This is a genomic window from Pseudomonas sp. ChxA, assembly GCF_030263855.1.
Classification (GTDB): Bacteria; Pseudomonadota; Gammaproteobacteria; order Pseudomonadales; family Pseudomonadaceae; genus Aquipseudomonas; species Aquipseudomonas fluorescens_CB.
On sequence record NZ_JARPMK010000001.1, the window covers coordinates 107495 to 124999 of the forward strand.

The 17505-nt window shown below is 57.8% G+C and carries 2 protein-coding genes; both read right to left on the minus strand.

Translation table 11 applies throughout. From position 1 onward, the window contains the following. Positions 1-134 precede the first annotated feature (134 nt). Positions 135-473: a tryptophan synthase subunit beta gene (locus P5706_RS00490; RefSeq protein ID WP_110625702.1), complete on the minus strand. Its 339-nt coding sequence runs from the start codon at positions 471-473 to the stop codon at positions 135-137. A 152-nt stretch (positions 474-625) separates the two neighbouring features. After that, positions 626-17359, minus strand: a complete 16734-nt coding sequence (locus tag P5706_RS00495; protein ID WP_285678293.1) for a LapA family giant adhesin — start codon at positions 17357-17359, stop codon at positions 626-628. Positions 17360-17505: the final 146 nt, after the last annotated feature.

Here is a 17505-nt window from a genome sequence, read left to right on the forward strand (position 1 = left end):
TGGCGAGGGAGCTTGCTCCCGTTGGGGCGCGAGGCGGCCCTGTTCTTGTGGCTTAAAAGAAGGGACTGCTACGCAGTCCAGCGGGAGCAAGCTCCCTCGCCACAGAAAGCCAGCTTGCACAGATACTCGGGCGATCAGATCAACCCAGTCTCTTCATCATTGATCAGATGGCTCAACCCACCCAGCGCTTCCCGTGCATGGTTACGGTCCATCAGCTTGGCCTGGGCCGCTGGCGGCAGGTCGGTCACGCTGATCACGCCCTTGCGGGTCAGTACCTGGATCAAGTCGTCCAGTACCCGAATCATCTCCAGGTCGCTCTGCTTGAGTTGCGCCAGGCTGGTTTCCACCACTTCATTGGCATACCAGGCCTGGATCTCATGGTGATCGGCCGGCAGGGTTTCGGTCGACTCGGCAAAGGCGGCGGCCTCCACGCGACTCAGCACTCCCTGTGCATCACGTTGCACGTAAAACATAAGAATCCCTCGAAAATGAGCCACACGCGTTCACCAGCATAGGTCAATGCTGTGTTTATGGTCGCGAGTATGCGATGCAACCGGCCGCCAGGGCCAGCGACGTATCGCCCAAGCCAATCGGCCGCCCTTGCGGACGGCCGATAAATCACAGCTTAGGCGGTGTGGTCGATCTTGATGGTTGGGTCGGCACCGGTGATCAGCGAGTTGATGCTGGTGTGCGACCAATCGTTGCCTTCCAGCTTGATCGTCACATCGGCATTGGCCAGGCCGCCGGCAGCGTTGAGCTTGCCTTCACTACTGATTTGCAGGGTCGACACGCCTTCTACCGTGGTGATCTTGAGGTAGTTGTCGATGGTGCTGTCCGTCTCACCTTTCAACAGATCCTTGAGATCGATCCGGTCGCCTTCCGAGGCCTTAAAGTCCTTGATCACGTCGTTGCCGAAGTCGCCCGCCTTCCATACGAAGGTGTCCGCACCCGAACCGCCGATCAGAATGTCGTTGCCCGGCCCACCGATCAGCGTGTCGTTACCTGTGCCGCCCAGCAGGATGTCATTGCCCTTGCCGCCGTCCAGCAGGTCGTCGCCGCCCTGGCCGAATAGGATGTCATCACCTGCGCCGCCCAGCAGCGTGTCGTTGCCGTCTTTGGCGCCGGAGACGTCGAAGTCCGCATAGTGCTCGGTGACGTACTGGTGCACGTTCGAGGTGGTCACCGCCGAGACGGCCACCCCGGTTTTCTGCGCCACAAAGGCCTGCAGTGCGTTGTAGCCCTCACCGGTAATCCCGCTGAAACTCACCAGGTCACCGAAGATGATGTCATTGCCGTCGCCACCACTGATGGTGTCGGCGCCTGGCAGCGTGGCTTCGGTGTGGCCGAGGATCGCGTTGGCCAGGTCCTTCGGATCGATGTTGCTTTGCGGCTTGCCGTCGGTGTCGTAAGGCTTGAGGTCGTTGAGGCTGACGTCGCTGTTGATACCGATGGCTTCAACCGCCGACAAGCCTTTGAGCAGCGCAAAACCGCTGTTGGCATTGCTGGTGGTTGACGAGTCGGTGCTGTTGCCGCTGCCGTTGAGGTACGAGACTTCAAACGTCCCGTCGCCCTGGGCATGCACGGTGCCGATAACGCCGTTGTCGTACCAACTGCCACCGCGGTATTGCACCCACTGGTGGACCTGGCCACGACTGTCGATCAACTGCAGGTTAGTGCCATTGACGTTGATGTTGAAGGTATTGCCCAGCACATAGTTGTTGGTGTTGATGTAATCGTCCAAGCGACCATCGGTGGTGTTGCTGCTATAGAAATCAACCACCACCGGGTTCGTCTGCTCGCCGCTTTGGTAGTAGGTTGGCTGGCCATCGGTGATGAAGTACGTCAGGTTCGTGGCACTTGTGTTACTGGTTGCCAGGTTACTCTGGAAGAAGTTCGCAGTGGCCTTGAACACGTCTTCATAGTTGGTACCGCCACCCGACACCATCGAGTCCAGCACGGACTTGAGCAACGTCAGTGCATTTGGATCGTTAAGGTTGATCGCGATCGACTTGTTCACCTGGGTATCGAAGTCCGCCAGGAAGATGTTCACGGTGCCCGAGGTGTTCGCGCCGAGGCTGTCTTTGAGCGAGTTGAACACCGACGTCAGCGAAGCTTTGGCCGCATTGACCGAAGCGGTGCTCATACTGCCGGAACTGTCGACCATGAACGCGATGTTGTAGTTCTTGCCCTGTACCACGTTCAGGCCGCCGATATCGGCCACGACGATGTCATTGCCATCGGTGCCGACAATGTTGTCGCTGCCCGAAGTGCCCGTCACCGAGCTGTAGGTCGCCGGGTACACGGTGACTGGCAACTGCGCCGTGGTAGACGCCGAACCGCCAATGCTTTCGGTGGAGGTCGACGTCACGGTCAGGTTGAACTGGCCGCTGTAGTAGGTCGGTGGCTTGATGGTCAGGGTGTTGAGGTCCCAACCGGTCACGTTGACTTCGCCCACGCCTTTGGTCGCCGTGAAGGTGTGCCCGGACGCGTCGGTGAGGACCGAGCCTGCCGGTACGCCGCTGATCTTCACGCTCAGGGTTTCCGAGCCGTCAGTGTCGGTCAGTGCGGTGGTCACCTTGGACAGTTTAACGGTGCCGTTTTCCTGGCCTTCATTGAGCTTGTAGCCCACGTAGTAACCGTCACCGTTGCTGCCATGCAGGTCGGAGACGGTCACACCGGCATTGGTCAAATCAGTGAGGCCGGTGTACAGCGGCACGGTGCTGGTGCTCAAGTTCTGAATCGCCCCGCCGTTGATCGACAGATTGACGTCAAAGCTGCCAGGCCCCGCTTGGTTGGCTTGGTAGATCTCGAGGCTGTAGTAACCGCTGACCGTTGGCGTAAACGAGCCGCTGAATTTGCCGCTGTTGGTCGCCCACAGTCCGCTGGCAATGTCTTTACCGCCAACGTTGACCACCACACTGTCATCGGCGACGCCGCTGAAGGTGTAGCTCTTACCAGCTTCCATGTAGATCAGGCCGGAGATCTTCGAGCCAGAGCCGGCGTTGACATTGTCGACAGACTCGACATTGGTGACGACACTGGTGTTGTTCGGCGTACCGGCGTTGTCGATGGCTTTTTTCAGTACGTCAGGTGCCGCGCCATTCCCGTTGGTGCCGAGGCCGGCAATGCTGTTCCAGCCCTGTTTGATCAGGCCGGTCGAGGCGACATTGTTATCGGCCACGTTCAGCGTAGGTGCATCGGCCACCGGTGTGATATCGACTTTCACCGTGGCGCTGTTGCCCAGGTCCTTGCCATCAGTAGGCTGGAACTTGAACTGCGCATAATCAGCCTGCTTGTTGCCAATGCCGGTGCCGCCATAACCGTCGGCGCCGGACTCGTTGGCGTTCGGCATAAAGCGCAACTGGCCGCCGTCGATCTGGGCCTTGGTGAAGGTCTGGTTGGCAGTCACGTTGGTCCAGGTGGTGCCATCCGCTGCCAGGTATTGCAGCTTGCCGGCCACCGGCAGGTCGGTGATCTTCACGCCCAGGCTGGCTTGTGGCGAGTCCACATCGGTCACGCCGAAGTTGGCCCAGGTCAGTGCCAGCGGCGTGTCTTCGGTGCCGGTCACGGCGCTGCCGGTGGCTACCGGTGGATCGTTGACCGCCACCACGTTAACGGTGGTGGTGGCGACGTTGGAGTAGTTGCCGCCATCGGTCACGGTCACGGTGATGGTCCGCGGCGTGGTGCTCGGGTCGTGGCTGTTGTTGGTGAACGTGATGTTCTGGATACGCTGCATGTAATCAGCCAGCGTCGCGCTGCCCGACAACGTCAGGGTGATGGTGCCCGTCTGGTTGTTGGTGCTGACAACGATGCCGTTCACGCTGTTGCCCAGGTTCAGTGCATCACCGGCCTGTGCGTTGGTCAGGGTGACCGTCGCGCCAGTCAGCATCGTGCTGTCCGGATCGGTGATCTTGATATCCGTGTCGGCAATCGACACACCCGGCCCGGCGGTGCCTTCGGTGAAGGTGGTTCGGTAGTCGGCACCGGTGGCGCCGCTGGAGTTGTTGGCATCCAGGTCGATGACCGGCGGTGCATCGTTGTCGATGATATTGGTGCTGACAGTGCCCTTGTCGATTACCAGATTTTCGAAATTGCCGCCGGTGGTCTTGTCGATGGTGATGACAATCTGTTCCGTCGGCTCGGTGATCTTGTCGTCGATTGTGGCGATGTTAAACGGCACGCTGCTGGCGCCGGCCGGAATCTTCACGGTGTATACGCCGTTGAAGTCCGAACCATCGGTGGCGGTGCCGCTGTACTTGAGCGTCACGGTCACATCGGTTTGCGCCGGGTTGCTCAGGGTCAGCGTGTAATGCGCAGTACCGCCTTCAGTCACCGAGGCGTCGCCGGTGATGCTGATGGTGGTGTTGTTGATCACATCCGTCACTTTGGTGGTGACGGTGCTGCCGTCGACGATCAGGTGTTCGTACTTGTCGCCACCGCTGACCACGCCGGTGATTTTGTTGTTCACATCGTTGGCGCCGACATACGCGTCATTAGGCGCAACAGCCGTGGTGGTGCTGCTGGACTTGCCGTTGCCGATAGTGATGGTCGAGCCGTTATCCAGTTTTACCACCAGATCGGAACCGACGTTGTTCACTGCCGCGCCGTTCTTGTCGACCAGCGATGCGGTGTAGGTTATCTGACCGCCTTCAGCGACGGAACCTGTGGCTTTGAGCACCACGGTCACATCATCGATGGTGTCGTTGATGGTGGTGGTTGCACCGCCCGGAGTGATGGTCACGCCTTCGAAGTTACCGCCGGTGGTACCGGTGATCTTGACGGTCTGGGTGCTCTTGTCGATGAACACGTCATCGCCAGGCGCCGCAACCGTCACGGAGCCCACCGTCGCACCTTGCTTGATGGTGATGCTCGAACCGTTATCCAGCGTGACGACCATGTCGGTGCCGGCCTTGTTGCTCAAGGTGGCGGTGTAGGTGATGGTGCCGCCTTCGTTGACGGCACTTGGTGCGGTCAGCGTGACGCTGGTGAGATCGGTGGTGCCTGGGGTATCGATGACTGTGGTGTTCACAGGCGTGGTGCCTGGCACCAGGTTCTCGAAGTGCGCGCCGCCGGTCACGTTGGTGATGGCGGTGGTAACGGTCTGGTCGCCTTTGTACACGTCGTTTGGTGCTACGACGGTGACGTTGCCGCTGGACTGGTTCACACCGATGGTGATGGTCTTGCCGTTATCCAGGGTCACGGTCAGCGGGTTGGTGATGTTGGTCACCAGCGCGCCGTTTTTATCCACAAGGCTGGCGGTGTAGATGATGTTACCGCCTTCGCCCACGGTAGTGGTGGCGGTCAGGACCACATCCACTTTGTCGATGGTGTCGTTGATCGTCGTAGTCGCACCGCCCGGAGTGATGGTCACGCCTTCGAAGTTACCGCCGGTGGTACCGGTGATCTTGACCGTCTGGGTGCTCTTGTCGATGAACACGTCATCGCTTGGCGCCGCAACCGTCACAGAGCCCACCGTCGCACCTTGCTTGATGGTGATGCTCGAACCGTTATCCAGCGTGACGACCATGTCGGTGCCGGCCTTGTTGCTCAAGGTGGCGGTGTAGGTGATGGTGCCACCTTCGTTGACGGCACTTGGTGCGGTCAACGTGACGCTGGTGAGATCGGTGGTGCCTGGGGTATCGATGACGGTGGTGTTAACAGGCGTAGTGCCTGGCACCAGGTTCTCGAAGTGCGCGCCGCCGGTCACGTTGGTGATGGCGGTGGTAACGGTCTGGTCGCCTTTGTACACGTCGTTTGGTGCTACGACGGTGACGTTGCCGCTGGACTGGTTCACACCGATGGTGATGGTCTTGCCGTTATCCAGGGTCACGGTCAGCGGGTTGGTGATGTTGGTCACCAGCGCGCCGTTTTTATCCACAAGGCTGGCGGTGTAAACGATGTTGCCGCCTTCGCCAACGGTGGTGGTGGCGGTCAGGACCACATCCACTTTGTCGATGGTGTCGTTGATGGTGGTGGTCGCGCCGCCCGGAGTGATGGTCACGCCTTCGAAGTTACCGCCGGTGGTGCCGGTGATCTTGACCGTCTGGGTGCTCTTGTCGATGAACACGTCATCGCCAGGCGCCGCAACCGTCACAGAGCCTACGGTCGCACCTTGCTTGATGGTGATGCTCGAGCCGTTATCCAGCGTGACGACCATGTCGGTGCCGGCCTTGTTGCTCAAGGTGGCGGTGTAGGTGATGGTGCCACCTTCGTTGACGGCACTTGGTGCGGTCAACGTGACGCTGGTGAGATCGGTGGTGCCTGGGGTATCGATGACGGTGGTGTTAACAGGCGTAGTGCCTGGCACCAGGTTCTCGAAGTGCGCGCCGCCGGTCACGTTGGTGATGGCGGTGGTAACGGTCTGGTCGCCTTTGTACACGTCGTTTGGTGCTACGACGGTGACGTTGCCGCTGGACTGGTTCACACCGATGGTGATGGTCTTGCCGTTATCCAGGGTCACGGTCAGCGGGTTGGTGATGTTGGTCACCGCATTACCGGACTTGTCGACGAGCGACGCGGTGTAAACGATGTTGCCGCCTTCACCAACGGTAGTGGTGGCAGTCAGCACCACATCCACTTTGTCGATAGTGTCGTTGATCGTGGTGGTTGCGCCGTTGCCTGCAACTTCCAGTTTCTCGAAGTTGCCGCCAGCAGTGTCAGTGATCTTGACCGTCTGAGTGCTCTTATCGATGAACACGTCATCGCCAGGCGCTGCAACAGTCACAGAGCCGACGGTGTCGCCAGCTTTGATGGTGATAGACGAACCGTTATCGAGTTTCAGGGTTACGTCAGTGCCGGCCTTGTTGCTCAAGGTGGCAGTGTAAGTAATCTGGCCGCCTTCGTTGACTTCGCTTGGTGCAGTCAGCGTTACGGTTGTGGTATCCGCAGTACCCGGTGTATCAGTCACTGTGGTGTTAACAGGCGCTGTGCCTGGCACCAGATTTTCGAAATGCTCGCCGCCAGTCACGCCTTTGATAGCGGTCGTTACGGTCTGGTCGCCTTTGTACACGTCGTTTGGTGCTACGACGGTGACGTTGCCGCTGGATTGGTTCACACCGATGGTGATGGTTTTACCGTTATCCAGGGTCACGGTCAGCGGGTTGGTGATGTTGGTCACCGCATTACCGGACTTGTCGACGAGCGACGCGGTGTAAACGATGTTGCCGCCTTCACCAACGGTAGTGGTGGCGGTCAGAACCACATCCACTTTGTCGATGGTGTCGTTGATGGTGGTGGTTGCGCCGTTGCCTGCAACTTCCAATTTCTCGAAGTTACCGCCAGTGGTATCAGTGATCTTGACCGTTTGAGTGCTCTTGTCGATGAACACGTCATCGCCAGGCGCTGCAACAGTCACAGAGCCGACGGTGTCGCCAGCTTTGATGGTGATGCTCGAACCATTGTCGAGTTTCAGAGTTACGTCAGTGCCCGCTTTATTAGAGAGCGTAGCGGTGTAAGTGATCTGACCACCCTCGTTCACTTCAGACGGAGCCGTCAGTGTCACGGTGGTGGTGTTATCAGTGCCCGGAGTGTCGGTGACAGTAGTGCTAACCGGCGTCGTACCTGGAACCAAATTCTCGAAGTGTTCGCCGCCAGTCACATTAGTAATAGCGGTAGTGACGGTCTGGTCGCCTTTGTACACATCATCTGGAGCGACAACTGTGACGTTGCCGCTGGACTGGTTCACACCGATGGTGATGGTCTGGCCGTTATCGAGAGTGACGGTCAGCGGGTTGGTGATATTAGTCACTGCCGCGCCGTTTTTATCCACAAGGCTGGCGGTGTAGATGATGTTGCCGCCTTCGCCCACGGTGGTAGTTGCGGTCAGAACCACATCGACTTTGTCGATGGTGTCGTTGATGGTGGTGGTTGCGCCGTTGCCTGCCACTTCCAGTTTCTCGAAGTTGCCGCCAGCAGTGTCAGTGATTTTGACCGTCTGAGTGCTCTTGTCGATGAACACGTCATCGCCAGGTGCAGCAACGGTCACGGAACCAACGGTGTCACCAGCTTTGATGGTGATAGACGAACCGTTATCGAGTTTCAGGGTTACGTCAGTGCCGGCCTTGTTGCTCAAGGTGGCAGTGTAAGTAATCTGGCCGCCTTCGTTGACTTCGCTTGGTGCAGTCAGCGTTACGGTTGTGGTATCCGCAGTACCCGGTGTATCAGTCACTGTGGTGTTAACAGGCGCTGTGCCTGGCACCAGATTTTCGAAATGCTCGCCGCCAGTCACGCCTTTGATAGCGGTCGTTACGGTCTGGTCGCCTTTATACACGTCGTTTGGTGCTACGACGGTGACGTTGCCGCTGGATTGGTTCACACCGATGGTGATGGTTTTACCGTTATCCAGGGTCACGGTCAGCGGGTTGGTGATGTTGGTCACCGCATTACCGGACTTGTCGACGAGCGACGCGGTGTAAACGATGTTGCCGCCTTCACCAACGGTAGTGATGGCGGTCAGGACCACATCGACTTTGTCGATGGTGTCGTTGATGGTGGTGGTTGCGCCGTTGCCTGCAACTTCCAGTTTCTCGAAGTTGCCGCCAGCAGTGTCAGTGATCTTGACCGTCTGAGTGCTCTTGTCGATGAACACGTCATCGCCAGGTGCAGCAACAGTCACGGAACCGACGGTGTCACCAGCTTTGATGGTGATAGACGAACCGTTATCGAGTTTCAGGGTTACGTCAGTGCCGGCCTTGTTGCTCAAGGTGGCAGTGTAAGTAATCTGGCCGCCTTCGTTGACTTCGCTTGGTGCAGTCAGCGTTACGGTTGTGGTATCCGCAGTACCCGGTGTATCAGTCACTGTGGTGTTAACAGGCGCTGTGCCTGGCACCAGATTTTCGAAATGCTCGCCGCCAGTCACGCCTTTGATAGCGGTCGTTACGGTCTGGTCGCCTTTGTACACGTCGTTTGGTGCTACGACGGTGACGTTGCCGCTGGATTGGTTCACACCGATGGTGATGGTTTTACCGTTATCCAGGGTCACGGTCAGCGGGTTGGTGATGTTGGTCACCGCATTACCGGACTTGTCGACGAGCGACGCGGTGTAAACGATGTTGCCGCCTTCACCAACGGTAGTGGTGGCGGTCAGGACTACATCTACTTTGTCGATGGTGTCGTTGATGGTGGTGGTTGCGCCGTTGCCTGCAACTTCCAATTTCTCGAAGTTACCGCCAGTGGTATCAGTGATCTTGACCGTTTGAGTGCTCTTGTCGATGAACACGTCATCGCCAGGCGCTGCAACAGTCACAGAGCCAACGGTGTCACCGGCCTTAATGGTGATAGACGAACCGTTATCCAGCTTCAGCGTTACATCAGTGCCAGCTTTATTGGAAAGCGTAGCGGTGTAGGTGATTTGACCACCCTCGTTCACTTCAGACGGAGCCGTCAGTGTCACGGTAGTGGTGTTATCAGTACCCGGAGTATCGGTAACGGTAGTGCTAACCGGCGTTGTGCCTGGCACCAAGTTTTCGAAGTGCTCACCGCCAGTCACGTTAGTGATAGCGGTAGTGACGGTTTGGTCGCCCTTGTACACGTCATCCGGAGCTACAACGGTCACGCTGCCGTTCGACTGATTCACACCGATGGTGATGGTCTGGCCGTTATCCAGGGTCACGGTCAGCGGATTGGTGATGTTAGTCACTGCCGCGCCGTTTTTATCCACAAGGCTGGCGGTGTAGATGATGTTGCCGCCTTCGCCCACGGTGGTAGTTGCGGTCAGAACCACATCCACTTTGTCGATGGTGTCGTTGATAGTGGTGGTTGCGCCGTCGCCTGCGACTTCCAGTTTTTCGAAGTTGCCGCCAGTGGTGTCAGTGATCTTGACGGTCTGGGTGCTCTTGTCGATAAACACGTCATCGCCAGGCGCTGCAACAGTCACAGAGCCAACGGTGTCGCCAGCTTTGATGGTGATGCTCGAACCGTTATCGAGTTTCAGGGTTACGTCAGTGCCCGCTTTATTGGAAAGCGTAGCGGTGTACGTAATCTGACCGCCTTCGTTGACTTCGCTAGGTGCGGTCAGCGTAACGGTAGTAGTGTTATCAGTGCCCGGAGTGTCGGTGACAGTAGTGCTAACCGGCGTAGTACCTGGCACCAGATTTTCGAAGTGCTCGCCGCCGGTGACGCCTTTGATAGCGGTAGTGACGGTCTGGTCGCCCTTGTACACGTCATCTGGAGCTACAACTGTGACGTTGCCGCTGGACTGGTTCACACCGATGGTGATGGTTTGGCCATTATCGAGAGTGACGGTCAGCGGGTTGGTGATATTAGTCACTGCCGCGCCGTTTTTATCCACAAGGCTGGCGGTGTAAACGATGTTGCCGCCTTCACCGACGGTGGTGGTGGCGGTCAGAACCACATCGACCTTGTCGATGGTGTCGTTGATGGTCGTAGTTGCACCATCACCAGCCACTTCCAGCTTCTCGAAGTTACCGCCAGTGGTGTCGGTGATCTTGACGGTCTGAGTGCTCTTGTCGATGAACACGTCATCGCCAGGCGCTGCAACAGTCACAGAGCCGACGGTGTCGCCAGCTTTGATGGTGATGCTCGAACCGTTATCGAGTTTCAGGGTTACGTCAGTGCCCGCTTTATTAGAGAGCGTAGCGGTGTACGTAATCTGACCGCCTTCGTTGACTTCGCTAGGTGCGGTCAGCGTCACGGTAGTGGTGTTATCGGTACCCGGAGTGTCGGTGACGGTAGTGCTAACAGGCGTAGTACCCGGCACCAAGTTTTCGAAATGCTCGCCACCAGTCACGTTAGTGATAGCGGTAGTGACGGTCTGGTCGCCCTTGTACACGTCATCTGGAGCTACAACGGTCACACTGCCGTTCGACTGACTCACACCGATGGTGATGGTCTGGCCGTTATCGAGAGTGACGGTCAACGGGTTGGTGATGTTGGTCACTGCCGCGCCGTTTTTATCCACAAGGCTGGCGGTGTAAACGATGTTGCCGCCTTCCCCAACGGTAGTGGTTGCGGTCAGAACCACATCGACCTTGTCGATGGTGTCGTTGATGGTCGTAGTTGCACCATCACCAGCCACTTCCAACTTCTCGAAGTTACCCCCAGTGGTGTCGGTGATCTTGACGGTCTGAGTGCTCTTGTCGATGAACACGTCATCGCCTGGCGCTGCAACAGTCACGGAGCCAACGGTATCGCCAGCTTTGATGGTGATGCTCGAACCGTTATCGAGTTTCAGGGTTACGTCAGTGCCCGCTTTATTGGAAAGCGTAGCGGTGTACGTAATCTGACCACCCTCGTTCACTTCAGACGGAGCTGTCAGTGTCACGGTAGTGGTGTTATCAGTACCCGGAGTATCGGTAACGGTAGTGCTGACAGGCGTTGTGCCTGGCACCAAGTTTTCGAAGTGCTCACCGCCAGTCACGTTAGTGATAGCGGTAGTGACGGTTTGGTCGCCCTTGTACACGTCATCCGGAGCTACAACTGTGACGTTGCCGCTGGACTGATTAACGCCGATGGTGATGGTCTGGCCGTTATCCAAGGTCACTGTCAGCGGATTGGTGATGTTGGTCACCGCATTGCCCGACTTGTCGACCAGCGACGCGGTGTAAACGATATTGCCGCCTTCACCAACGGTGGTGGTGGCGGTCAGAACCACATCCACTTTGTCGATGGTGTCGTTGATGGTCGTAGTTGCACCATCGCCAGCGACTTCCAGTTTCTCGAAGTTACCGCCAGTGGTGTCAGTGATCTTGACGGTCTGGGTGCTCTTATCGATAAACACGTCATCGCTTGGTGCAGCCACAGTCACGGAACCGACGGTGTCGCCAGCCTTGATGGTGATGCTCGAGCCATTGTCCAACTTCAACGTGACTTCAGTACCGGCCTTGTTGCTCAAGGTGGCGGTGTAAGTGATCTGACCACCCTCGTTCACTTCAGACGGAGCCGTCAGTGTCACGGTAGTGGTGTTATCAGTACCCGGAGTATCGGTAACGGTAGTGCTAACCGGCGTTGTGCCTGGCACCAAGTTTTCGAAGTGCTCGCCGCCAGTCACGTTAGTGATAGCGGTAGTGACGGTCTGGTCGCCCTTGTACACGTCATCTGGAGCTACAACTGTGACGTTGCCGCTGGACTGGTTCACGCCGATGGTGATGGTCTGGCCATTATCCAGGGTCACAGTCAGCGGGTTGGTGATATTAGTCACCGCATTACCCGACTTGTCGACGAGCGACGCGGTGTAGACGATGTTGCCGCCTTCACCGACGGTGGTGGTTGCGGTCAGAACCACATCGACCTTGTCGATGGTGTCGTTGATCGTGGTGGTCGCGCCGTCGCCTGCAACTTCCAATTTCTCGAAGTTACCGCCAGTGGTGTCAGTGATCTTGACCGTCTGAGTGCTCTTGTCGATAAACACGTCATCGCCAGGTGCAGCAACAGTTACGGAACCGACGGTGTCGCCAGCCTTGATGGTGATGCTCGAACCATTGTCGAGTTTCAGCGTTACGTCAGTGCCAGCTTTATTGGAAAGCGTAGCGGTGTACGTAATCTGGCCGCCTTCGTTGACTTCGCTTGGCGCGGTCAGTGTCACGGTGGTGGTGTTATCAGTGCCCGGAGTATCGGTGACAGTGGTGCTGACAGGCGTAGTACCCGGCACCAGATTCTCGAAGTGCTCACCGCCAGTCACATTAGTGATAGCAGTAGTGACGGTCTGGTCGCCCTTGTACACATCATCTGGAGCTACAACGGTCACGTTGCCGCTGGACTGGTTCACGCCGATGGTGATGGTCTGGCCGTTATCGAGAGTAACGGTCAACGGGTTGGTGATGTTGGTCACCGCATTACCGGACTTGTCGACCAGCGACGCGGTGTAAACGATGTTGCCGCCTTCACCGACGGTGGTGGTGGCGGTCAGAACCACATCCACTTTGTCGATGGTGTCGTTGATCGTGGTAGTCGCGCCGTAGCCTGCAACTTCCAATTTCTCGAAGTTACCGCCAGTGGTGTCAGTGATCTTGACGGTCTGAGTGCTCTTGTCGATGAACACGTCATCGCTTGGTGCAGCCACAGTCACGGAACCGACGGTGTCGCCAGCCTTGATGGTGATGCTCGAACCATTGTCGAGTTTCAGCGTTACGTCAGTGCCAGCTTTATTGGAAAGCGTAGCGGTGTACGTAATCTGGCCGCCTTCGTTGACTTCGCTAGGTGCGGTCAGCGTAACGGTAGTGGTGTTATCAGTACCCGGCGTGTCAGTTACGGTGGTGCTCACCGGTGTAGTACCTGGCACCAGATTTTCGAAGTGCTCGCCGCCAGTCACATTAGTAATAGCGGTGGTGACGGTTTGGTCGCCCTTGTACACGTCATCTGGAGCTACAACTGTGACGTTGCCGCTGGACTGATTAACGCCGATGGTAATGGTCTGGCCGTTATCCAGGGTCACGGTCAGCGGGTTGGTGATGTTGGTCACCGCATTACCGGACTTGTCGACCAGCGACGCGGTGTAAACGATGTTGCCGCCTTCGCCCACGGTGGTCGTTGCAGTCAGGACCACATCTACTTTGTCGATGGTGTCGTTGATGGTGGTGGTTGCGCCATCACCAGCCACTTCCAACTTCTCGAAGTTACCGCCAGTGGTGTCGGTGATCTTGACGGTTTGAGTGCTCTTATCGATGAACACGTCATCGCTTGGCGCTGCAACAGTCACGGAGCCAACGGTGTCACCAGCTTTGATGGTGATGCTCGAACCGTTATCGAGTTTCAGGGTTACGTCAGTGCCCGCTTTATTGGAAAGCGTAGCGGTGTAAGTGATCTGACCACCCTCGTTCACTTCAGACGGAGCCGTCAGTGTCACGGTAGTGGTGTTATCGGTACCCGGAGTGTCGGTGACGGTAGTGCTAACAGGCGTAGTACCCGGCACCAAGTTTTCGAAGTGCTCGCCGCCAGTCACATTAGTGATAGCGGTAGTGACGGTCTGGTCGCCCTTGTACACGTCATCCGGAGCTACAACTGTGACGTTGCCGCTGGACTGGTTCACACCGATGGTGATGGTTTGGCCATTATCCAGGGTCACTGTCAGCGGGTTGGTGATGTTAGTCACCGCATTGCCCGACTTGTCGACCAGCGACGCGGTGTAAACGATGTTGCCGCCTTCACCAACGGTGGTCGTTGCAGTCAGAACCACATCGACCTTGTCGATGGTGTCGTTGATGGTCGTAGTTGCACCATCACCAGCCACTTCCAGTTTTTCGAAGTTGCCGCCAGTGGTGTCGGTGATCTTGACGGTCTGAGTGCTCTTATCGATGAACACGTCATCGCCAGGCGCTGCAACAGTCACAGAGCCAACGGTGTCACCGGCCTTAATGGTGATAGACGAACCGTTATCCAGCTTCAGCGTTACATCAGTGCCCGCTTTATTGGAAAGCGTAGCGGTGTACGTAATCTGACCACCCTCGTTCGCCTCGGACGGAGCCGTCAAGGTGACCGTGGTGGTGTCAATCGAGTCGGTAATCGTGGTGACCGCAGGTGTAGTGTTCGGCACCAGGTTTTCGAAGTTGCCACCGGTCGCGCCAGTGATGGTGGTGCTCACCGTGCTGCCATTGACGTAGACGTCGTTCGGCGCAGTGTCGACCACCACGGTGCCGACAGATTCGCCCGCTTTGATAGTGATCACCGAGCCATCGCTCAAGGTGACGGTTACCGGGGTTTGCGCCGGATTGGTCAAGGTGGCGGTGTAGGTGATCTGCCCACCTTCGGTCACGGTATTGGTAGCCGTCAGCGAAACAGTGGTGGTGTCGAGCGAATCGGTAATCGTGGTGACCGCAGGCGTGGTGCTTGGTACCAGGTTTTCAAAGTTGCCGCCGGTTGCGCCGGTAATAGTGGTGCTGACGGTCGAACCATTGTTGTAAACGTCGTTCGCCGGGGTGTCGATCACAACGGTGCCGGTCGATTCACCCGCTTTGATGGTGATCACCGAGCCATTGCTCAAGGTGACAGTCACCGGGGTTTGCGCCGGGTTGGTCAGGGTGGCGGTATAGGTGATCTGGCCGCCTTCGGTGATCGCGTCGGTAGCCGTCAGCGAAACAGTGGTGGTGTCGATCGAATCGGTAATCGTGGTAACCGCAGGCGTCGTGCTCGGTACCAGATTCTCAAAGTTGCCGCCGGTCGCGCCGGTTATGGTGGTGCTGACGGTCGAACCATTGTTGTAAACGTCATTGGCCGGCGTATCGACCACAACAGTGCCAACCGACTCCCCGGCCTTGATAGTAATCACCGAGCCATTGCTCAAGGTGACAGTCACCGGCGTCTGCGCCGGGCTGGTCAGGGTGGCGGTGTAGGTGATCTGACCGCCTTCAGTCACGGTATTACCCGCCGTCAGCGTGACGGTGGTGGTGTCGATCGAATCAGTGATCGTAGTAACCGCAGGTGTTGTGCTCGGTACCAGGTTCTCGAAGTTGCCACCGGTAGTGCCGGTAATAGTGGTGCTGACAGTCGAGCCATTGTTGTAAACGTCGTTAGCCGGCGTATCGACCACAACAGTGCCAACCGACTCCCCGGCCTTGATGGTAATCACCGAGCCATTGCTCAAGGTGACAGTCACCGGCGTCTGCGCCGGGTTGGTCAAGGTAGCGGTATAGGTAATCTGACCGCCTTCGGTCACGGTGTTACCCGCCGTCAGCGTGACGGTGGTGGTGTCGATCGAATCGGTGATCGTAGTAACCGCAGGCGTCGTGCTCGGTACTAGGTTCTCGAAGTTGCCACCGGTAGTGCCGGTAATAGTGGTGCTGACAGTCGAGCCATTGTTGTAAACGTCATTGGCCGGCGTATCGACCACAACAGTACCAACCGACTCCCCAGCCTTGATGGTAATCACCGAGCCGTTGCTCAAGGTGACAGTCACCGGCGTCTGCGCCGGGTTGGTCAAGGTGGCGGTATAGGTAATCTGACCGCCTTCGGTCACGGTGTTGCCCGCCGTCAGCGTGACGGTGGTGGTGTCGATCGAATCAGTGATCGTGGTAACGGCAGGCGCAGTGCTCGGTACCAGATTCTCAAAGTTGCCACCGGTAGTGCCAGTAATTGTAGTGCTGACAGTGGAGCCATTGTTGTAAACGTCGTTAGCCGGCGTATCGACCACAACAGTGCCAACCGACTCCCCAGCCTTGATGGTAATCACCGAGCCGTTGCTCAAGGTGACAGTCACCGGCGTCTGCGCCGGGTTGGTCAGGGTGGCGGTGTAAGTGATCTGACCGCCTTCAGTCACGGTATTACCCGCCGTCAGCGTGACGGTGGTGGTGTCGATCGAATCAGTGATCGTAGTAACCGCAGGCGTAGTGCTCGGCACCAGGTTCTCAAAGTTGCCGCCGGTCGCGCCGGTAATAGTGGTGCTGACAGTCGAGCCATTGTTGTAAACGTCGTTAGCCGGCGTATCTACGACGACAGTGCCAACCGACTCCCCGGCCTTGATGGTAATCACCGAGCCATTGCTCAAGGTGACAGTCACCGGCGTCTGCGCCGGGTTGGTCAAGGTGGCGGTGTAAGTGATCTGACCGCCTTCGGTCACGGTATTGCCCGCCGTCAGCGTGACGGTGGTGGTGTCGATGGTGTCGGTAATCTGCGTAACGGCCGGGTTCGGGTCAATCGTCAGCACCAGGTTGTTGCCGCCGGTGGTGCCGGTGACGTTCACGCTGATCTGGCTTGGGTCGATGTACGGGCTGTCATTCGGTGCCAGCGGCACGTTGACGGTGCCGGTCAGTTGGCCGGCGGTGATGGTGATCACGGCACCGTTGGACAGGGTGATGCTCAGGTCATTGATCGGCGGCTGCGTGACGGTGGCGGTGTAGGTCAGCACACCACCAGCTTCAGTGATGGTCGGCGTCGCGCTCAGCGTCAGGGTCGACGTCTGCAAGACCAGGTTGCCATTGCCACCTGCGCCTTGGGCGCCGGTAAGTTGGGTCGTTGTCGCGGCGCCCTGGCCCAGTGGGCCGGTCGGGAAGCCGATCGTCGGGTCGACACGGCCAGCCGTCGCGTCCAGTACAACAAAGCTGTGGCCCCCGCCCGCAGCACCATTACCGGCAGCTGTCGCGCCGGCGGCGGTAGCATCCAGGTCGGTGGTCGGGTCGGCGCCCGCGACGATGGCTTGCTGCAGTTCGGCAACCGACGGCGCGGCGTTCTCGGCTGCAGCGGCCAGGTCGAGACTGGAGTCCGGCAGGTCGGCGCTCCACTGGGTTTCACGGCCCAGGTCCAACGTGCGGCCGTCGGCCAACTCAAGGCTTACAGCGCCGGACATGCCGGTGTCGACCTGGTCGCCTGCGAACAGGCGGTCACCTTCTACAAGGACACGGCGCGTCCCTTCCGGAGAAATAACGAAAACTTGACCAACAATGCTTTTGACGATGGCAACAACACTGCTCATTAAAGATTTCTCCGGCGATCCGTTTCTGATGAATTCCATGTGGCCACTCGCGGGGGTGAGGGCCAAACAGGAGGGGGCGTAGTCTAAGTAGTTACTGGCGTCAAATTATTGGCTAGATTTATTCGTTATCTAGTTTATGCCAAACT